The organism is Burkholderia sp. Ax-1720 (assembly GCF_011753035.1).
GTDB lineage: Bacteria > Pseudomonadota > Gammaproteobacteria > Burkholderiales > Burkholderiaceae > Burkholderia > Burkholderia gladioli.
This window is the reverse complement of sequence record NZ_VWWK01000137.1, coordinates 1-19,826: the sequence shown is the minus strand read 5'-3', so window position 1 is coordinate 19,826 and position 19,826 is coordinate 1. Positions and strand designations below refer to the sequence as shown.

The 19,826-nt window shown below is 70.9% G+C and carries 19 protein-coding genes and 2 pseudogenes; 1 reads left to right on the top strand and 20 read right to left on the bottom strand.

Annotation, left to right across the window (positions count from 1 at the left end):
* The 12 genes from F3J18_RS38300 to F3J18_RS27500 form a co-directional block, all read right to left on the bottom strand.
* Positions 1-472 (bottom strand): biotin/lipoyl-containing protein (locus F3J18_RS38300; RefSeq protein WP_345892532.1); only part of this gene is annotated, 472 nt, incomplete at its 3' end.
* Position 473: 1 nt separating this feature from the next.
* Positions 474-1,517 carry an alpha-ketoacid dehydrogenase subunit beta gene (locus F3J18_RS27550; protein ID WP_025101027.1) on the bottom strand — a complete coding sequence of 348 codons (1,044 nt, stop codon included), beginning with the start codon at positions 1,515-1,517 and terminating at the stop codon, positions 474-476.
* 3 nt (positions 1,518-1,520) lie between these two features.
* Positions 1,521-2,750: a 3-methyl-2-oxobutanoate dehydrogenase (2-methylpropanoyl-transferring) subunit alpha gene (locus F3J18_RS27545; protein WP_025101026.1), complete on the bottom strand. Its 1,230-nt coding sequence runs from the start codon at positions 2,748-2,750 to the stop codon at positions 1,521-1,523.
* Positions 2,751-3,325: 575 nt separating this feature from the next.
* Positions 3,326-4,273, bottom strand: coding sequence for a ketopantoate reductase family protein (locus F3J18_RS27540; protein ID WP_166915293.1), 948 nt, complete (start codon positions 4,271-4,273; stop codon positions 3,326-3,328).
* A 194-nt stretch (positions 4,274-4,467) separates the two neighbouring features.
* Positions 4,468-5,283: a family 1 encapsulin nanocompartment shell protein gene (locus tag F3J18_RS27535; protein ID WP_166915291.1), complete on the bottom strand. Its 816-nt coding sequence runs from the start codon at positions 5,281-5,283 to the stop codon at positions 4,468-4,470.
* Positions 5,276-6,355: a Dyp-type peroxidase gene (locus tag F3J18_RS27530; protein WP_166915289.1), complete on the bottom strand. Its 1,080-nt coding sequence runs from the start codon at positions 6,353-6,355 to the stop codon at positions 5,276-5,278. Before F3J18_RS27530 ends, F3J18_RS27535 begins: the two co-directional genes overlap by 8 nt.
* A gap of 277 nt (positions 6,356-6,632) precedes the next feature.
* Positions 6,633-7,832 (bottom strand): porin, encoded by a 1,200-nt coding sequence (locus F3J18_RS27525; protein WP_166915288.1) that lies wholly within the window; start codon positions 7,830-7,832, stop codon positions 6,633-6,635.
* Between the two features lie 57 nt (positions 7,833-7,889).
* Entirely contained in the window at positions 7,890-8,345 is a 456-nt protein-coding gene (locus F3J18_RS27520; protein WP_063977705.1) for a TIGR00725 family protein, read from the bottom strand.
* 70 nt (positions 8,346-8,415) lie between these two features.
* Complete coding sequence (locus tag F3J18_RS27515) at positions 8,416-9,258, bottom strand: ABC transporter permease subunit (RefSeq protein ID WP_013689106.1); 843 nt, start codon at positions 9,256-9,258, stop codon at positions 8,416-8,418.
* A gap of 37 nt (positions 9,259-9,295) precedes the next feature.
* Positions 9,296-10,390 carry an extracellular solute-binding protein gene (locus F3J18_RS27510; protein ID WP_166915286.1) on the bottom strand — a complete coding sequence of 365 codons (1,095 nt, stop codon included), beginning with the start codon at positions 10,388-10,390 and terminating at the stop codon, positions 9,296-9,298.
* A 118-nt stretch (positions 10,391-10,508) separates the two neighbouring features.
* A complete protein-coding gene (locus F3J18_RS27505; protein ID WP_166915284.1) occupies positions 10,509-11,549 on the bottom strand; it encodes an ABC transporter ATP-binding protein in 1,041 nt (346 codons plus the stop codon).
* 4 nt (positions 11,550-11,553) lie between these two features.
* Positions 11,554-12,402, bottom strand: a complete 849-nt coding sequence (locus F3J18_RS27500; RefSeq protein WP_166915282.1) for an ABC transporter permease subunit — start codon at positions 12,400-12,402, stop codon at positions 11,554-11,556.
* A 161-nt stretch (positions 12,403-12,563) separates the two neighbouring features.
* On the opposite strand from F3J18_RS27500, the gene F3J18_RS27495 reads away from it, so the two are divergent.
* Positions 12,564-13,484 (top strand): LysR substrate-binding domain-containing protein, encoded by a 921-nt coding sequence (locus tag F3J18_RS27495; RefSeq protein WP_025101016.1) that lies wholly within the window; start codon positions 12,564-12,566, stop codon positions 13,482-13,484.
* Positions 13,485-13,555: 71 nt separating this feature from the next.
* Here the strand turns inward: F3J18_RS27495 and F3J18_RS27490 are convergent, their stop codons facing one another.
* The 8 genes and pseudogenes from F3J18_RS27490 to F3J18_RS27460 form a co-directional block, all read right to left on the bottom strand.
* On the bottom strand, positions 13,556-14,059 hold the full coding sequence (locus F3J18_RS27490; protein ID WP_025101015.1) for a GNAT family protein: 504 nt from the start codon (positions 14,057-14,059) through the stop codon (positions 13,556-13,558).
* A 41-nt stretch (positions 14,060-14,100) separates the two neighbouring features.
* Positions 14,101-14,280 (bottom strand): annotated as a pseudogene (locus tag F3J18_RS38695) (type III effector HrpK); the annotation flags it as partial.
* 669 nt (positions 14,281-14,949) lie between these two features.
* A pseudogene (locus F3J18_RS38690) lies at positions 14,950-15,216 on the bottom strand (FHA domain-containing protein); the annotation flags it as partial.
* 147 nt (positions 15,217-15,363) lie between these two features.
* A complete protein-coding gene (locus F3J18_RS27480) occupies positions 15,364-16,968 on the bottom strand; it encodes a hypothetical protein (protein WP_166915278.1) in 1,605 nt (534 codons plus the stop codon).
* Positions 16,969-17,173: 205 nt separating this feature from the next.
* A complete protein-coding gene (locus tag F3J18_RS27475; protein WP_166915276.1) occupies positions 17,174-18,007 on the bottom strand; it encodes an alpha/beta hydrolase in 834 nt (277 codons plus the stop codon).
* 23 nt (positions 18,008-18,030) lie between these two features.
* Positions 18,031-18,975 (bottom strand): SDR family oxidoreductase, encoded by a 945-nt coding sequence (locus F3J18_RS27470; protein WP_166915274.1) that lies wholly within the window; start codon positions 18,973-18,975, stop codon positions 18,031-18,033.
* Between the two features lie 132 nt (positions 18,976-19,107).
* The gene (locus F3J18_RS27465) at positions 19,108-19,620 is read right to left on the bottom strand and encodes a hypothetical protein (RefSeq protein WP_166915272.1); all 513 of its coding nucleotides are present in this window, start codon (positions 19,618-19,620) and stop codon (positions 19,108-19,110) included.
* Positions 19,581-19,826: hypothetical protein (locus F3J18_RS27460; protein WP_205195597.1), on the bottom strand; the 246-nt coding region annotated here is incomplete at its 5' end. The genes F3J18_RS27465 and F3J18_RS27460, both read right to left, overlap by 40 nt.

Here is a 19,826-nt window from a genome sequence, read left to right as displayed (position 1 = left end):
CTAGCGGCGCCTCGTCGGCGCTCGATGTCGAATGCGCGGCTTCGCGGCGGTTCGGTGCATCGGCGGGCCCGGCCGCCGCCTGCTTGCGCGGCTGTGCCTCGGCGGGCGCCTCGCGCGGCGCGCTCTTTTCGACCGGCGCCGGTTCGGCGGCCTTGGTTGCGGCCGCATCGACCGTCGCCTTCGCCGGCGCTGCCTGCGTTGCCGGCGCCTCGCCGCGATGATTGCCGCTGCCCTCCACCTCCAGGCGGATCAGCTCCGAGCCCACCACCATCATGTCGCCGGCCTTGCCGCCCAGCGCCACCACGGTGCCCGTCACCGGCGAGGGAATCTCGACCGAGGCCTTGTCGGTCATCACGTCGGCCAGCGCCTGGTCCTCCTTGACCTGGTCGCCCACCTGCACATGCCAGAGCCCCAGCTCGACCTCGGCGATGCCTTCGCCGATGTCCGGCATCTTGATCACATGAATACCCATCTCAGCTCTCCATCACACGCCGCATCGCCTCGCCCACCCGGCTCGGCCCCGGAAAATACGCCCATTCCTGCGCATGCGGATAGGGCGTGTCCCAGCCCGTCACGCGTTCGACGGGGGCTTCGAGCCAGTGGAAGCAATGCTCCTGGACCAGCGAGATCAGCTCGGCGCCGAAGCCGCAGGTGCGGGTCGCCTCGTGCACCACCACGCAGCGCCCGGTCTTGCGCACCGAGGCGACGATGGTGTCGAGGTCGAGCGGCCACAGGCTGCGCAGGTCGATCACCTCGGCGTCGAGGCCGGTTTCCTCGGCGGCGGCCAGCGAGACGTGCACCGTGGTGCCGTAGGTCAGCACCGTCAGCTCGCTGCCGGGCCGCACCACGGCGGCCGAATCGAGCGGCACCGTGTAGTAGCCCTCCGGCACCAGGCTGGCCGGGTGCTGGCTCCAGGGCGTGACGGGACGCTCGTGGTGGCCGTCGAAGGGGCCGTTGTAGAGCCGCTTGGGCTCCAGGAAGATCACCGGGTCGTCGTTCTCGATCGAGGCGATCAGCAGGCCCTTGGCGTCGTAGGGATTGGACGGCATCACCGTGCGCAGCCCGCAGACCTGCGTGAACATCGCCTCGGGGCTCTGGCTGTGGGTCTGGCCGCCATAGATGCCGCCGCCGCAGGGCATGCGGATGGTCAGCGGCGCGGTGAACTCGGCGGCCGAGCGATAGCGCAGCCGCGCGGCTTCCGAGACGATCTGGTCGGAAGCCGGGTAGAAATAATCGGCGAACTGGATCTCGGCCACGGGCCGCAGCCCGTAAGCGCCCATCCCGACCGCCACGCCGACGATGCCGCCTTCGGAGATCGGCGCGTCGAACACGCGCGAGCTGCCGAACTTGGCCTGCAGGCCCTCGGTGCAGCGGAACACGCCGCCGAAATAGCCGACGTCCTGGCCGAACACCACGACGTTGCCGTCGCGCTCCAGCATCACGTCCATGGCCGAGCGCAGGGCCTGGATCATGGTCATGGTGGCGGCCGACTGGCCCTTGGGTTGTGCGGTGGTCATCGCTCAGACTCCCAGTTGCTGGCGCTGGCGCCGCAGGTGTTCCGGCATGTCCTTGTAGACGTCCTCGAAGAAGCTCGCGACGTTCACGCGGTCGTCGCCGAGCGTGCCGTAGCGCTCGGCCTCCTTCTGCGCCGCGATCACCTCGGCCTCGAGCTCGCCCTTCAGGTCGGCGTGCTCCTGCTCGGACCAGTGGCCCTCGCGGATCAGGTGGCGCTTGAAGCGCTCGATCGGGTCGCCCAGCGGGAAATGCGCCCAGTCGTCGCCGGGACGGTATTTCGACGGATCGTCCGAGGTCGAGTGCGGACCGGCGCGATAGGTGACCCACTCGATGAGGGTCGGGCCGAGATTGCGGCGCGCCCGCTCGGCGGCCCAGCGCGAGGCCGAGTAGACCGCCAGGAAGTCGTTGCCGTCCACCCGCAGCGAGGCGATCCCGCAGCCCACGCCGCGGCCCGCGAAGGTCGAGCCCTCGCCGCCGGCGATCGCCTGGAAGGTCGAGATCGCCCACTGGTTGTTGACCACGTTGAGGATCACCGGCGCGCGGTAGACGTGCGCGAAGGTGAGCGCGGTGTGGAAATCGGCCTCGGCGGTGGCGCCGTCGCCGATCCAGGCCGAGGCGATGCGCGTGTCGCCCTTGATGGCCGAGGCCATCGCCCAGCCCACCGCCTGGATGAACTGGGTGGCGAGATTGCCCGAGATGGTGAAGAAGCCGGCCGCGCGGTTCGAGTACATCACCGGCAACTGGCGGCCCTTGAGCGGGTCGCGCTCGTTGGACATCAACTGGCACATCAGGTCGACCAGCGGCACCTCGCGCGTGAGCAGGATGCTCTGCTGGCGATAGGTCGGAAAGCACATGTCGCCGTTGTCGAGCGCGAACGAATGCGCGGTGCCGATGGCCTCCTCGCCGAGGCTCTGCACGTAGAAGGAAATCTTCTTCTGGCGCTGGGCGATCAGCATGCGCGCGTCGAACACGCGCGTCTTGAGCATCGCGCGCATGCCGGCGCGCAGCCGGTCGCGATCGAGCTCGGGGGCCCAGGGGCCGACCGCGCGGCCGTCGTCGTCGATCACCCGCACCAGGCCATAGGCCAGGTCGCTGGTATCGACCGGCGCCACGTCGATCGGGGGTTTGCGCAGCTTGCCCGCCGGGGACAGCAGCAGGTAGGAAAAATCGGTTTTGCAGCCCGGCCGGCCGGTTGGCTCCGGTACATGCAATTTCAATGGCCCGTATTGGCTCATTTCGCTTATCTCCACGTTTGATTTTGTCGCACGCTTCGACGGTGATCGTATCAATTCGGCAGGCGCCGAGATAGAGCGGGAATCGCCCCGATTTTCAAAAATCGCGGGCGGTGTTATTGAAGTGGAGAATATCGCGGCAAAGTGGTTTTTCCGATCAGCGCCATCGCCCGGAAAAGCAATGCACGCGGGGCCGGAAGGGCATCCCGGCCGGGCGCGGCAGCCGGCCTCGCGGCTCGCGAGGGTGGTTTTCCAGGCGATTATTCGCGTCGATTTTCAGCCACGCCAAAATCCCATTTTTTATCAAAGGCGACGAGCGAATCCCGCATCCGACGCGAATCGAATGCGCGAAACCCAATCGAGTCGCCGGCAAATGGTATGAGAAATTGCGTGAGGGCCGAGCCGATATCGTCCAGGGACGGTCGACCGCGGCGCGCGGCTGCGGGAAAACCGCGCGGAAACGGCCGGGCATGTGCGGTGAAAACGTGGGCTGGAAAATGCAATGCCGGCTTCCGTGCGATCGCAGGAAACCGGCAAGGCAAGCCGCCGCCGTGTCGGGCGACGGCCGGGGATGAGGGTCAGGCGCTCGCGGTTTCGCGCGCGAGCCGCGCCTCGTAGGTCTTCAGATGGTTGTAGGCGATGCGCAGCAGGGACGGCCGGCCGTCGTCGCCCGCCGGCGCGCGCGCCAGCAGGTCGCCGATCACGTGGTCGGCCTCGACGCGCGAGCGGTTCTCGACATCGCGCAGCATCGAGGCCGTCATGCCCGAGGGCGTGAACAGGATCCGGCGCGAACGTTCGTTCATCGCCTCGCCGGGCGCGTAGCCGTGATGCGCGGCGATCGCGCTGGTCTCGCCATACAGCGTCTCCAGCAGCCGATGGCCGTCCGGCGCGGCGAGGATGTCGCCCACCGAGCCGCGGAACAGCGAGGTGGCGGCCGCCAGCGTGGCCAGGAACACCCACTTGTCCCACATCTTCGCGACGATGTTCTCGGCCGGCAGCACGTCGAAGCCGGCGCCCGAGAAGGTCTCGGCGATCGCCTGCACGCGCGGCGTGAGCCCGCCCGCCAGGTCGCCGAAGCCGACCGCCTGGGCGTCGTTGAGATGGACGATGTGCTGCCGGTCGTCGAGCGTGGCCGCGATCATGCACAGGCCGCCCAGCACGTTGGCGTCGCCGAAGCGCGCCTTCAGCACGTCGAGGTGGCGCATGCCGTTGAGCACCGGCAGGATCAGCGTGCGCGGGCCGACGAAGGGCGCGAACGAGGCGATCGCGTCGTCCAGGCCGTAGGACTTGCAGCTCAGGAACACCAGGTCGAAGCCGCCGGCGCGGTCGGCGTCGCCGGCCTGCACGGTCTTCACGCCGGGCAGCGTCAGGTCGCCCGCATGCGGGCTGCGGATCACCAGGCCGTCGCGCGCCAGCGTGCGGGCCCGGCCCTCGCGCACCAGGAAGCTCACATCGCGCCCGGCCGCGGCCAGCCGCCCGCCGAAATAACCGCCGGTCGCGCCCGCGCCCACCACCAGAATCCGCATTACCGTCTCCTTGCATCCATGTGTCGAAAGGTCGGCCGGCCGCGCTCGTGCGAGGCGCGGCCGGGCGCGACGACTGTAGCCGAATTCGACGAAGCCTGCCGGCGGGCGGCACGGCATGGCGAGACATGGATGCGGCAACGGACAAACCGACAAGCGCGCGACGACACCGCCGCCGCGCGCGGGGGCCAGCGCGTTCAGGCCGCCGTGTCGCCTTGCGGGACCACGGCCACCGAGGCCTCGCTGGTCAGCATCAGGAAGGTGAAGGTCTCGCGCAGGTACAGGCGCACGACCCGGTCGTCATGGCTGGTGTAGCCGATCGAGACGTCCTCGCCGAGATGCAGCTCGTAGTCGCCGCCGCGCGTGGACAGCACGCAGCCGCCGGCGATCGCCGGTGCCCAGATGATCTCGCCGCTGACGATGCGCTTGATATGGTCGAGGATCGGGTAGCCCTGGTCGCGCGCCTCGCTCAGCGCGGTGTAGGCGTGCGAGCCGAGCACCACCGAGTACGGGCCGTCGACGCCGGCCAGGCGCAGCGCCTCGAGCGCATCGCTGATCGCGTCCGGGTAGGCGGCGACGTCGCTCGGCAGGCCGAGCTTGCGGTTCGAGGTGCCCTCGCTGATGCCGACGATGCCGGCGGCCGGGTAACCGTCGAAGATCGCGTTGTCCTCGGCGAAGGCGAGCCGCTGCGCGGCCTCCTTCGCCGGCTGCCAGTCGGCGTCGCGCGCGCCGCGCTCGACGCTGTCGATCGCCTCGCGGCTCAGCTCGAACGGCACGGTCAGCTCGACGATGGTGCGCACTTCGCGCAGCCGCGCGTTCACGTGCTCGCGCGGCGCGGCGACCTCGCGCAGGTGGCCGGTGCCCACGGCCGACAGCTCGGAGCCGGCGGGGCCTTCGACGTCGACCACGCGGCGGCCGGCCACCGAGCGCTTGAAGGTGCGCGCCACTTCCTCCTCGATCTGGGCCCAGGCGGACGACGAGATCGGGGCGAGTTCACGATGCAGGTTATTCATGGGATGGGGTTCCTTTCAACGAGCCGATATTGAGCGAGCCGTCGCGACGCGGCGCGGGCGGCGAGGATTCGGGCGAGAGTTCGGGCAAGGCAGCGGCCTCGGCCGGCGCCGCGCGCTCGGCGAGCGCCTCGAGCAGGTCGGCCGACGGCACGAAGAACAGCGAGCCGGTGACCGCGCGGCTGTAGTCGAGCAGGCGGTCGTAGTTGCCGGGCGGGCGGCCGACGAACATGTTCTCGAGCATCTGCTCGATCGGCCGCGGCGAGCGCGCGTAGCCGATGAAATAGGTGCCGAATTCGCCGGCGCCCGGGCGCCCGAACGGCATGTTGTCGCGCAGGATCTTCACTTCCTGGCCGTCCTCGTCGAGCGTGGTCAGCGAGCTGTGCGAGCACGAAGGCTTCACGTCCGCCGCCAGTTCGATGTCGGACAGTTTGGTGCGGCCGATGATGCGCTCCTGCGTCTCGACGGCCAGCGCATTCCAGCCGGCCATGTCGTGCAGGTACTTCTGCACGATCACGTAGCTGCCGCCCGCGAAGGCCGCGTCCTCGTCGCCGATCACGGTGAAGTCGACCGCCTCGCGGCCTTCCGGGTTCTCGGTGCCGTCGACGAAGCCGATCATCGCGCGCTGGTCGAAATTGCGGAAGCCGTGCACCTCGTCGACCACCGTGACGGCATCGCCGAGCGCATTGAGCAACTGCGTCGCCAGTTCGAAGCACAGGTCCATCGCCTCGGCGCGGATGTGCAGCAGGATGTCGCCCGGGGTGGCCACCGCCAGGCGCTGGCCGGCGCCGAACTCCCGGAACGGATGCAGGGACGCCGGGCGCGGCGCGCCGAACAGCGCATCCCATGCCTCGGCGCCGAAGCCGCACACGCAGCTGAGATTGCCGGCCGGCACGCGCTTGCCGACCGAGCGCACCAGCGCCGCGATGTCGCCGCACCATGAACGGATCGTATCGGCGTGGGCCTCGCCGGGATTGATCGTCGCCACCAGGAAGATCGCGCTGCGCGTGACCGTGCCGTGGACGGCCTGGGAAAGCGGGGAACGTGTCTGCATCGCGGCCTGCCTGTCAGTCATGTCGTGACGGATGGATCGCGGCTGCCGCCGCGCAGGAAGGCCAAGAGGGGATGTGGGTCATGCTGCGTTCTCTTTTTGACAGGCGTATGAAGGACGTTGCCCGCACCGTGCAACGTCGCCGAACCCGCAATCTAGCAGCTTCGGCCGGTCTTTGGAACGCAGCCCGGCAATCGGCTGCGCCGAGGCGAAGCCGATCCTGCCGGGCATGAGCCCGGAGCGAGGCGAGCGGCGCGACGCGCGCCATGCGCCCCGCTCCTGCCCCACTGCGCCCCGATGCTCAGAAGCGGTGCACCACGCCCACCCCGAGCGCCACCTGGCTGCGCGAGGACGAGGGCGTGCCGCTGAAGCCGTCGCCCAGCGAAGGCGTGGCGATGATCACCTTGCCGTTGCTCGACAGCGTGTCGCCGTTGGCTCGCTGCCAGGACTCGACCGCGTACAGCCCGGTGCGCTTGGACAGGCTGTAGTACTGCGAGAGCGTGAACTGCTGGTACTGCGCGGCATGGCTGATGCCGTTGGACAGCGTGGCGCGCGTGTAGCTGTAGCCGCCGGCGAAGTCCCAGGACGCGGCCGGGTGGTAATGCAGCACCGCGCCGGCCGTGTTGAAGGTGGCCGTGTTGCGGAAGCTCGAACCCGTGCCGGGAATGTACTGCACATTCGAATAGGATGCCGAAACGTCCCAGGCATCCGAGAAGCGGTAACCGCCCGTCACGGCGAAGCGCTGCTGCGCCTGCGCGCTCTGGTAGCCGTTGTTGATCGCCGAGACCGCCGTTTGCGCGCCGCCGTTCGAGGTGGTGGAGGACGCGCCCCAGGCGCCGCCGCCCGGCGTCGAGTTGTTGACGCGCTGGAAGGCCGCGCCGATCCCGAACGGCCCGTTGCTGTACTGCAGGCCCGCGCTCCAGGTGGAGCCGGCATCGACGCTGCCCGGCACGCCGCCGAACGCATAGGACGCGCCAAAGCTGAAGCCGCCCAGCGTCGGCGACTGGTAGACCAGCGAGTTGTTGGCGCGATAGATGTTGTCGAGCGAATCGATATCGCCCGGATGCGCGCCGAAAAAGCCGGTCAGCCAGGTGGTCGGGCTCCAGGGCGAGAGGATCGTGTAGTAGGCCGTGTACTGGCGGCCCGCCGTCAAGGTGCCGAAACGGTTGTTGGCGAGGCCCACCCAGGATTGGCGCGTGAACATGCCGCCGCTGAACTGCGAAGTGCCGTTGGCGCTGTTCACGCCGGCCTCGAGCGTGAAGATCGCCTTGGTGCCGCCGCCCAGGTCCTCGCTGCCCTTCAGGCCGAAGCGGCTGCCGGCCCACACGCCCGAGGTCATCTTCACCAGCGAGTGGCCGCCCGCGGTCGAGCCCAGCGAGGCGGCGCTGTTCTGCCAGGCGATGCCGTTGTCGACGATCCCGTACAGCGTCACGCTGCTCTGCGCCTGCGCTGCCGCGCAGGCTCCGCCCAGCACGCAGGCGGCGATAATGGTCTGTTTCATTTTCAGTAATCCTATTAATTTGAGAAACGAAAGGGTCGCTGCTTCGCCTTCCCCGTGTCAGGCGAGCGTGGTCAGCCAGCGCGCCGCGCGAACGAGCAGCACGTCCGCCGAATCGAAACTCTCGATACCCGCCACCTGCGGCGCATCGCATACCGCGAACACCGGCTTGCCCCATTGCAGCCCGAGCGCGATCTCGGACAGCGTGCCGAGGCCGCCGCCCACCGCCACCAGGCACAGCGAGGCGCGCGCGATCAGCGCGTTGCGGGTGATGCCCAGCCCGGTGGGCAGGGCCACGCTCAGGTAGGGGTTCGCGCCTTCCGCGTCGTCCTCGGGCAGCAGGCCGATGGCAATGCCGCCCGCACGATGCGCGCCGCGCGCGGCGGCCTCCATCACGCCGCCCTTGCCGCCGCCGACGATCGCCATGCCGGCGCGCGCCAGCGCATGCGCGACCTGCTCGGCCACGCGCAACTGCTCGTCGGTGGCCGCGCGCGGGCCGATCACGCCGACCGGCATCAGGTGCCGGTTCGCGCCTCGCTGGCGCGCGGCGAGATCCGCGAGCGCGCGCTCGACCAGCGACGCGCCTTCAGTGTTGCCTTGGTCTGACAATCCATTCCCCCATTGCAAGAACGCAGGTGCAGAGCGCCGTCAGCAGGATCGACAGCACGGCTGCCTGCGAGAAATCGGTCTGTCCGTCGGACAGCTTCAGGTACATCAGGAGCGGCAGGATGTTGATCTGCGTGCCGGCCAGCGCCACCGCCGTGCCGTAGGTGCCCAGCGCGATCGCCGCCACCAGGCACCAGGCCGCCGCCACCGAGGGCCACAGCTCGCGCCAGGCCACGTCGAGCCAGGCCCGCCACGGCCGCGCGCCGAGCGTGAGCGCGGCATCCAGCGGGCGCCGGTCGAAGTTGGCGAAGGCCGGGTACAACATCAGCGCCACGCGCGGGATCAGGTAATACGCATAGGCGATCGCCAGGCCCGCGCTGGTGTAGATCAGCCCGCCGAGCCGCGCCGGGTCGGCGCCGAGCTTCGCCAGCAGCATGGTGACGAAGCCGGCGCGCCCGAAGCTCAGGATGAAGCCGTAGGCGATCACCAGCCCCGAGAAGGCCAGCGGCACGCCCAGCACGGCCAGCGACAGGCGCCGCCGGGCCGGCGCCTGCCCGGCCAGCGCGATCGCCAGCACCGTGCCGATCGCCGTGGACAGCGTGCCGGTGGCCGCGGCCAGGCCCAGCGAGCGGCCGATCGCGTCGGCCACCAGCGGATCGCCGAACACGGCGGCGAAGGCATGGCCGCCGCCGTCGAAGGCCGCGCCGACCAGGGCCGCCAGCGGCAGCGCGAAGGCGATCGCGAACAGCAGGCCGGCCGGCAGCGCGCCGAAGCGACGCAGCAGGCCCGCGTCGCGGGCGGCGGGAGTCGAGCGCGGGTTCATCGCGGGCGGCTCGGAGCGTGGCGCAGGATCGCGAGCATCACTGGCCGAGCGTGGCCTGCGACCACAGCTGGTCGACCTGGGCCTTCTTCGCGGCCGCCTTGGCCACGTCGAGCGGATGCACCTGCGGCGCCTTCGGCATCTTCGCGGCGACCTCCGGCGCCAGCGTCACGCCGGGCACGGCGGGCCGCACGTAACCCTGCGCGAACAGCGCCTGGCCCGCGTCGCTCATCACGAAGTTCAACCACAGCCGCGCCGCCGACGGGTTCGGCGCGTTCTTCACCAGGCTCATCGCGTAAGGCGCCGAGACGCTGCCGTCCTGCGGGATCACCACCTCGGCCGCGTCGCCCATGCCGTCGCTGTACTTGGCCTTCAGGCCGTCGTTCTCGTAGCCGATCAGGATCGGGATCTCGCCCTTCACGAACTTCGCGTAGGGCGTGGTGCCCTCCACGCGCAGCACGTTGCCGGCGTTCTTGAGCTTGCCGAAGAAGTCGGCGCCCGGCTTCGGATCGTCGACGCTGCCGCCCATCGCGTAGGCGGCCGCGAACACGTCCACCTGGCCCTGGCCGGTCGAGCGCGGATCGAGGTAGACCACCGCGTTCCGGTATTCCGGCTTGAGCAGGTCCGACCAGCGCTTCGGCACCTCCTTCACCAGCTTGCGGTTGACCAGGAAGGCGATGTTCAGCGAGTGGACCGTGAACCAGCGCGCATCGGCATCGCGGAACACCGGCGGCAGCTTGTCGAAGTTGATCGGCTTGAACGGCGCGACCACGTCCTTGGCCTTCGCGTCCAGCGCCGAAGCCGCGAAGTAGTAGGCGGTATCGGCCTGCGGGCGGCGGCGCGACTTGTCGAGCGCCACCACCGTGGCGGCCGAGCCGATGTCGTTGTAGGTGATCTCGACCTTCGGGTAGCGCTTGCGGAATTCGGCGAACAGCGCCTTCCAGTTGGCCCACTCGGGGCCGGTGTCGAACGACACCACCAGGCCTTCGTCGGCGGCCTGCTCGTAGAGCGCGTCCTCGCCGGGATAGAGCGGCGCGGGCGGGGCCGCGTGCGCGGCGCCGGCGGCGAGCGTGCCGAGCGCGAGGGCCAGCGCGCCGGCGCGCAGGCGTTGGATCAGGGTGGGACCTGCGGACATCGTGGTTCTCCGGGGTGCTGGCTGTGTGCCGCCGAGGCGGGCGAGCGTGGGTTGATCGGTAGTGCGAAGCGGCACCGGTTCATGCCGCGCCGTCGAGTCGAATCGGAACGGCTTCATGTCATGCGCCCGGCGAAGCCGGCAGCACCCGCAGGTGGCGCGGCTCGATCGCGATGCTGTGGCTGGCCACCACGCGCCCCTCGCCGAGCAGCGGCGTGGCCGCGCCATGCGGGAGGAAGTCGTAGCGATGGGTCGAGCCGAAGTAGCGGACCTCGCCGCGCGCGCCGTGGATGCGATTGGCGCAGCCCGGCTCCGGGTCGGCCTGCACGTGCTCGGGACGCAGCAGCAGTTCGACGGCCTCGCCCTCGCGCGCCGCGCCGGTGGGCGCGCACAAGGTGGTGAAGCCGACGTCGACGCGATCGGTGGCGATCACGCGTCCCGGCAGGATCGTCGAATGGCCGATGAAGCGCGCCACGCGCGTCGAGGCCGGCTGCTCGTAGAGCTCGCGCGGCGTGCCCACCTGCAGCACGCGCCCGCCCTCCACGATCGCCACGCGGTCGGCCATGCTGAGCGCCTCGTCCTGGTCGTGGGTGACGAACAGCGTGGTCGCGCCGCAGGCGCGCTGCAAGGTGCGGATCTGGTCGCGCAGTTGATGGCGGATGCCGGCATCGAGCGCGGCCAGCGGCTCGTCGAGCAGCAGCACGCGCGGCTCGATCACCAGCGCGCGAGCCAGCGCGACGCGCTGCTGCTGGCCGCCCGAGAGCTGCGCCGGGCGCCGCCCGGCATGGCTGGCCAGGCCGACGCGGTCGAGCATCACGAGCGCCTGGCGGCGCCGCTCGGCCGCGCCCAGGCCGCGCATCTTCAGGCCGTAGGCGACGTTGTCGGCCACGTCCAGGTGCGGGAACAGCGCGTATTGCTGGAACACCATGCCGACGCCACGCTTCCACACCGGCTGCGCGGCCACGTCCTGGCCGCCGATCGCGATGCGGCCGTGATAGCCGGTCAACAGGCCCGCCGTGAGGCGCAGCAGGGTGGACTTGCCCGAGCCGCTCTGGCCGATCACGGCCAGCAGCTCGCCGGGAGCCGCCTTCAGCGAGATCTCCGAGATGCCGTGCGCGGCGCCCGGGTAGGTGTAGCTGACGGTATCGAATTCGAGGCTCATGGTCTTACTTCAGTCGTTGCACGGTGGCGATCGAGGCCAGCGTGGCGGCCACCGCCAGCACCAGCAGCACCACGGTGGCGGCGCAGGCGAAGCCCGAGGCGCCGTAGAAGGCCTGCAGCAGCACCACCGGGTAGTTGCGGTAGCGGAAGCCCGCGATCAGGTTCGAGATCTGGAATTCGCCGATCGACAGCGCCGCCACCATCACCAGCCCGGCGAACAGGCTGTGGCGCAGGTTGGGCAGCACCACGCCGAGGAACTGGCGCGCCGGGGTGGCGCCGAGCGTGGCCGCGCAGGCTTCCAGGGTGGCCAGGTCGAGGTGGCGCAGGTCGGCCAGCAGGGTCTGCAGCAGGTAGGGCAGGGTCAGCACCGCGTGCGCGGCGATCATCAGCCACAGCGTGCCGAGCCAGGGCAGCGTGTCGCCGCCGAACACGGCGATATAGCCGAAGCCGAGCGTGAGCGCCGGCACGGCGATCGGCAGCAGCATCACCAGCCGCGCCACTAATCCACGGCCGCTTTGCGCGCGGTGGTGCAGCGCATAGGCGAGCGGCACGCCGAGCAGCGCATTCAGCGCGCAGCAGGCCAGCGCCACCGTGAGGCTGGTGACGAAGGCGCGGCGAAAGCTCCGGTCGGCCGCCAGGTCGGCATACCAATGGCCGGTCAGCCCGCTGGGCAGCAGCGTGTTGGTCCAGCTCTGCCCGGTCGAGCCGATCAGCAGCAGCGCGATCGGCAGCAGCAGGTAGAGCGCGAACAGCACCACCACCGCGCGCACCAGCACGCGGCCGGCCGAGGGCGCGCGATTGCCACGACGAATGGGAACACCGGCGGCCTGGGCCCCGGCGGCGGAGGAAGACATCGGCGAATCCGTGAACGAGCGGGAGGAACGGCGCGAAACCGAGTCGAATCAGGCACTTGGCATCGCGATGACGGCCGCCAGTGTGGGGCGGCGACATGGCATCGTCATGAAAAAAACGTACAAAGTGCGCATCGTCCTTTGCGAATCCGGAACACCACGCGATGAAGCACCTGTATCCGAACATCGCCGAACTGCATGCGTTCGCGAGTTCGGCCAAACATCTGAACTTTTCCTACGCGGCGCGCGAGCTGGGCCTGACGCCGAGCGCGGTGAGCCGGCAGATCGCCAACCTGGAGACGCTGTTCGGCGTGAAGCTGTTCGTGCGGGAGGGGCGCAACCTGTCGCTGACGCGCGCCGGGCAGGTCTATCACGCGCGCGTCACGGGCCCGCTGCGCGAGATCGGCAATGCCTCGCTGGAGCTGCTGAGCGTGCGCGAGGACAGCGACCTGCTGACCATCGCCAGCGTGCCGACCTTCACCACCAAGTGGCTGGTGCCGCGCCTGCCGTCGTTCCTGGCCGCCGCGCCGAACGTGACGCTGAGCTTCCGGCGCCACCTGGCGCACGGCGATCCGTTCCCGTTCGGGCTGGACGCGGCGATCCGCTATGGCGACGGCCGCTGGGAAGGGGTGCGCTGCGATTACCTGGCGGGGCGCACCTTCGTGCCGGTCTGCTCGCCCGAATTTGCGGCGAAGCATGCCCTGCGCACGCCGGCCGACCTGGCGGCGGCGCCGCGGCTGGTGCACGAGCAGGCCGAGAGCGTCTGGTTCGAATGGGCGGAGCGCCATCGCGTCACCAGCATGAACGCCTTCTCGGGGCCGCGCTTCGAGCAGTACGCGGTGCTGATCCAGGCGGCGCAGGCGGGGCTGGGCCTGGCGCTGGTGCCGGCCTTCCTGATCGGCGCGCCGCTCGAGGCGGGCAGCCTGGTGCAGCCGGTGGCCGCGCCGATCGAGGTGGACAACCAGGGCCACTATCTCTGCTACACGGCCGAGCGCTTCGAGACCAGCGCGGCCTTGCGCCGGCTGCGCGAGTGGATGCTGGGGGAATTCGCCGCGCAGGCGGCGGCAAGCGCCCGGGCCGCTTGAGGACCCGGGGCGCCGGAAGATCGAACGATACCGCGACGAGGTGGCGAACCCGTGGCGAACCCGCGGCGAACTCAGGCCGCGGCGCGCTCCGCTTCCACGCTCGCGACTTCGTCCGGAATCGATTCGGTCTCCTTGAGGAAGGCCTTCAGGTAGCGTCCGTGGATGAAGCGGCACTCGGCGCGCAGCATCCCGTAGAGGATGAAGTCGGTGCCGTCGCCGGCCGCGCCGCGCATCACGCCCTCGCGCACGAAGCCGAGGTTCTCGTCGAGCCGCTGCGCCTCGAGGTTGTCGACGCGCACCAGCCCCGTCACGCGCCGGCAGCCCAGCATCGCGAACGGATAGAGAAACGCGGCGGCCACGAAGGCCGGCGTGATCACGTGCTGCGACACGCCCTCGCCGAGCGCGAAGTGCATCAGCAGGTTGGGGCCGTTATGCCCCTGGAACACCACGCCCGCCACCAGCTCGCCGTTCTTCGCGAGCCCGATCGAGCGCGCATCGTCGTAGCGATGCTCGCCCGTGCGCGAGGCGACGAAGTGCATGACCTCGTCGTGCTGGTCCAGTACCAGACGGCGCATGCTGCCTCCTATTGGCTGGCCTTGCCTTGAAGCCGCGTCGATCAGGACGGCAGCGGGATGCCGAACTGCTGCAGCGTCGGGTTGACGTTGGAGGCGAAGGCCTTCTGGTTGTTGTGCTTCTTCACCGCCTCGACGATCGCGAAGATGATGCCGGCCACGCCCACCACGGCCGCGCCCACCGCCATCACCGGCGCGGCTGCCGCCATCGCGCCGCCCACCGCGTCGCGCAGCAAGGCGCCGGCCAGGCGCGCGACGTCGGCCGCGTTCCGGCCCGCCAGCGATGCCGCGTCGATGCCGAGGCCGTCGCAGAGCGAGACGAGCAGTATGTCGTGCGCGGCGGGGTGGATGGGTTCAGCGTAGCGGGTGGTGGCGGCCTCGGCTGATTCGAGCGGTCCCGCCTGCATGGATGGGGCTACCTGCGTGATCGAAGACGCTTGTTGCAGGGTCGGAGCCGCTTGCGTGGCTTGCGTGGCTTGCGTGGCTTGCGTGGCTTGCGTGGCTTGCGTGGCTTGCGTGGCTTGCGTGGCTTGCGTGGCTTGCGTGGCTTGCGGGGCTTGCGTGGCTTGCGGGGCTTGCGGGGCTTGCGGAGTCGCGATCACCGGGAGCCGCACCATGGTCGGCGTATCCGGCAACTCGTCGACTGCATCCACCGCGCCGCTTTCGCCCCGCGCAGCCTGCGCCTGGTCCGCCGCGCGCAACTGCGTCACCGCATCGACGAGATCGGCCGCCTCGGGCCGCGCCGCCTCGCGCTCCGGCACGCGCACCATGGTCGGCGCATCGACCTCTTCCTCCTCCTCGCGTCCCGCCAGCGCCGCGAACACCGTCGCGTCCTCGCCGTGGCTCGCGCCCTCGATCTCGATCACGATCCGATAGACGTCGATTGTCAGCGTATCGCCGTCATGCAGCACCACCTCGCGCGAGACGCCCGGGATCCGGCCGTTCACGAGGGTCGGGTTGCTGCCCGAATCGGTCAGCAGGTAATGGCCGTCGCGCCAGTCGATGCGCGCCTGCAGGCGCGAGATGGCGCGTCGCGTATCGGCCAGCACCACGCTGCAGTCGGTGCCGCGGCCGAGGGTGGCGCCGGCGCCGTCCACCACGATGCGGCGCGAGCCGGTGGCGTCGTGGACGGACAAGGTCAGGCTGGGAACGGCGGACATGCGGGTTTCCTCGCGAGTGCAGGGGCGGGCCATGGACAGCCGGGCGCGGCCGGCAGGCGGAAGACGGCCGCTCGTCGATCACAACACCCGAGGCCCGCGATTTATTCCCGCTGTCTCATGCGCCCGCTGCGAGGCCGCCGCCATGACTCACGGCGCGTCGTCGCCCTCGGGCAGCGGCGAGTGCCGCGGCGGCATCGCCAGCAGCGGATGCAGCGAGTCGGCATCGAGCGGCCGAGGCGCCTCGCCGCGCGGGCCCTCTTCCTCCACGCGCTGCATCGAGGGCCGCCGGACCGGCGCGGGCAGCGCGCCCGAGCCCGGCGAGAAACCGCCCCAGTTACCGAAGGACGGAGGCGGCGCCTCGAACGGCAGATCGGTGCCGGGCGCGTCATGCGCTACCGGCGCCGGCCGGGTTCCGCCCGGCGCCAGGCCGGGCAAGGCGGCGGCGCCGCCGATCGCGCCGCGCCGTCCCGGCGGCGCAGGCAGCGGCGGCAAGGGCGCCACATGGGGCTGCGAGTGCCGCCGCCCGCCGAGCTGCCCCGCCATCTGCTCGGGCCGCAGGCCGTGGCCCTCGACCGCCGAGGCGCGCCGCGAACCCATCGGCGTGGACGAGCCGCTGCCCGAACCGGGTATCGACGGGCGCCGCGTGCCTTCCTCGCCCTCCCAGCCCGGCTTGGCCGCGTAGCCCATTTCCTTGTTGAAGGCGTTCAGCTCGGCCGGTGTGCGGATCAGGCGCCACTCGCCGCGCACGCAGGCCGCCACCGGCAGCGACGCGGCCGCCACGCGCGGGTCGATCGGCTTGTCCGGCTCGTGGTTGCGCATATGCGCGACGTAGTTGTACTGCGAGCCGTGCTGGACCACCGCCTGCCGCGCGTCGCCGAACGGCCGCCCCTGGTCGACGGCGCCGACCGCGCAATTGAGCGCGGCCACCGTGCGCAGCTCCTCGCCCTGCGCCTGCGGCCCGCGATTGCCGGCCAGGTTGATGGTGTGCAGCGTGTCGTAGTCGCCGGTGTACATGCCCTTCACGTAATCGGGCACCTGGTGCAGGGCCACCAGGTCGGGGCCGGGATTGTCGGCATGGATCGGCAGGTAATGGTGCTTGCCCTGCTCGTCGGCCACCAGCGGCAGCTCGGCCATGCCGGGATGGTTGCGATCGACATAGACGCCATCGAGACGGCCGTTCGTGTAGTGCCCGACGAAGCCGTCCAGGTCGTGCTGGCGCATCACGCTCATGCGCGCCTCCACATCCTCGCCCTCGATGGCCGCGAAGGTGCCGGGCTTGATCGACTTGTGCAGCAGGTCGTGCGGCTTGGGCAGCGCGCCCTGCCCGAGCCGCTTGAGGGTCTCGGCGCCGGCGGGACGAAAGCTGACGGCGGTGCCGGTCAGGCGCGTCGCCACGCCGAGCGCCTTCAGGTGCTCGGGGCGCACGTAGCTGGCGGCGATTTCCGCCTCGAGCGGCGTGAGCGGCTGCTCGCTCGCGGCTCGGGCGCTCTGCTCGATCTGCTTCTTCATCGGCTCGGACAGCGCGGCCAGTTGCGGCTGCGACGCGCGCCGCAGCGAGCCGGTCGAGTCGCGCTTGTCGCCCGCGCCCTGCGCGGAGGAGCGTCGCCGCGCGTTCAGCGTGCCGTCGCCGAGGCTGCCCTGGCGCGTCGGCTGGCCGGCGGACGGGCCCGGCGCCGGCAGCGTCTCGTGCGCGGCGGAAAAGGGATTGGCGAAGCTGGGCGGCTGGGCGGGACCGGCGAGAGGCTTGGGCATGGATCGAAAGCGGACGAACGCAGCAGGACAGGACGCGGCGACGCACGAAGGCATCGCCATGCGGCCCGCCGATTGTCCGCGCGCGCCGGCAGGCGCGTGTATCGGATCGGAATCCCGTGTCCGGAATGCGAAGCGCGGGCGCATGAGCGGGCCGCGGGCGGGCATCGCCGCCAGGCGCGGCGGCTGGACCCGCGGCCGCTTCGCGCTACACGCTGTCGAAACGCGCCATCAGGGCCGTCATCTGCGCGCCGTCGGGCTCGGCGAGGTCGTCGAGCACCGAGAAGTGCGTGGCCCCCGCCACCGGCAGGTAGGCCACCGGCTGGCCCGCCGCGCGGCAGGCCTCGGCATATTCGCGCGAATGCCGGACCAGCTCGGGCAGCTCGGCCGCGCCGACCGCCACCGTCAGCGGCGCGCCCGCGCCGATCCGGCGCAACGGGCTGTAGCTGTCGACCTCGGCCTCGCTCAACTGCAGCCGCTCGTTGAGACGGCCGAGGCGGATCGGCTCGAGCTCGACCAGCGCGCTGATCGGCATCGCATGCTGCACCGAGGGATGCGCGCGATGCACCGCCGTCAGGTGGCCGCCGGCCGAATGCCCGCTCAGGCACAGCGCACGCTCGCGCGTGGCCGGCTCGGCGGCGAGGTGGTCGAGCAGCGCGCCGATCTCGCCGACGATGCGCGCCATGCCGGCCTCGGGCGCGAGCGTGTACTCGGCCAGCACCACGTCGAAGCCATGCGCGAGCGGGCCGGCCGCGACATAGGCGAAATCCTCCTTGTCGCATTTCTGCCAGTAGCCGCCGTGGATGAACACGAACAGCGGCGCGCCCTGGTGGCCGCAGGCGAGATAGTCGTAGCGCTGCCGCGGCGCGGGGCCGTAATGCAGGTCGCGCTCGCTGGCGCCCTGCCCGGCCAGTCGCGCGTAGAGCGCCGCGCTGCGCGCGCGCATGGCGGCGTAGACGGCGGGGAAGTCGTCGACGGCGCCGGGGTTGTCGTAGGCCACATCGAGCTGGGCGCGTGTCATGCCGCGATAGACGGATTTCATGCGTTCTCCGGGGCGCGGGGGCGTCAGCGGGCGGGGCCGTCGCGCAGCACCGCGCGGATCGCCTCGTCGAAACGCGTGCGCCGGCCGATGCCGAGCGCTTCCAGCCGCGACGAGTCGAGATGGCAGTCGCGCGGGCGCGGCGTGGCGTCCTTCGGCTCGGCCACGGCGATCAGGCGCGGCACGATGCCGAGCGCGGCGGCGATGCGCGTGGCGATCTCGTGCTTGTTCATCGGCTCGTCGCCGGACCATTGGCAGAGGCCCGTCACGGCGGCGCCCGCGGCATGGCGCTCGGCGAGCTGCACGATCACCTCGGCGACGTCGGGCGTCCAGGTGGGATAGCGGGTGGCCCAGGCATCCATCTCGACGGGCGCGGCGCCGTCGCGCGACGAGGCGACGATGGCCGGCACCAGGCTGGTGACGGCCGAATCGGCCCAGTCGATCACCGGCCCGTAGAGCAGCGGCAGGCGCAGCGCGCAGGCACGCGAGGACGCGGCCAGCAACGCGGCCTCGCCGTCGGCCTTGCCGCGGCCATAGGCGTTGAGCGGCGACGGCACATCGGTTTCGCGATAGGGCGGCGCGCTGCCGTCGAACACGTAGTCGGTCGACATGGCCAGCGTCCAGGCGCCGATTGCCTCGGCGCGCGCGGCGATCGCGGCCGGCGCGTCGACGTTGAGCGCGCGCGCCGCGGCGGGATCGCGCTCGCAGACGTCGGGGCGCCGCTCGGCCGCGCAGACGATCACCGCGTCGGGGCGCTGCGCGGCGAAGAAGCGATCGAGCGCGCCGGCATCGAGCACGTCGAGCGGCGTCAGCGCGGCGGGGTCGAGGCCGGCGATGCGCGCGGCGGCCAGCGCGTGGGCGCTGCCGGGGTCGCGCACGGTGGCCAGCAGCTGCCAGTCGCGGCGCGGCACCAGCGCGGCGGCCACCGCGCGGCCCAGCAGGCCGGAAGCGCCGATCAGGGCGAGTTTCATGCGTCGTTCTCCCAGGGGCCCGGCGACCGGGCGGACCGACATTGTGCCGGTTCCGACGCGACCCTGCGATGTCCACGACGCGGCGCGGGCCGCCGCGCGACGGCGGGCAACGGCCACAGGCGCTGGCGGCCCTTACAGGCGCACGCCCAGCATGCCGAGCACGATCGCGACCGCCCAGCACAGGCTCGCGCCGATCAGCAGCAGCGCGATGCGATCGGCCCTGGCGCGCGCCGTGCCATGCGCGAGCAGCACGCCGCGCAGGCCGCAAACCACATGGCACAGCACGAAGGCGGCCGCCAGCGAGTAATGCGGGATCAGGCGCACGCTCCAGGCGTCGGCGACCAGCCCCGTGGGCTGGCCGGTGGCCCAGGCGTAGTCGGTATCGGTGCCGAAATAGCGCGCCAGCACGAACACCGAATTGATGTGGCAGCCGATGAAGGTCACCAGGTAGGCGCCGGTCGCCGTCTGCAGGTTGCCGAAGCGGTCCTGCGCCATCTCCAGCTTCGGCAGGAGCAGCAGCAGGCCGCTGACGATCTGCAGGAAGAACAGCGAGATCAGCACCGGCTCGACCCAGGCGGCGCGATAGACGTGGCGCAGGATCAGCATCAGGTGCCGATGCGCGTCGTTGCCCAGCAGGCCGAGCACGTGGTTGCCGAGATGCGGGCACAGGTAGACCAGGAGGATCGCCGGCGGCGGGGTGCCGTCACGGTCAGGTACACCCAGCCCAGGTAGGCGCCGGTCGCCGTCTGCAGGTTGCCGAAGCGGTCCTGCGCCATCTCCAGCTTCGGCAGGAGCAGCAGCAGGCCGCTGACGATCTGCAGGAAGAACAGCGAGATCAGCACCGGCTCGAC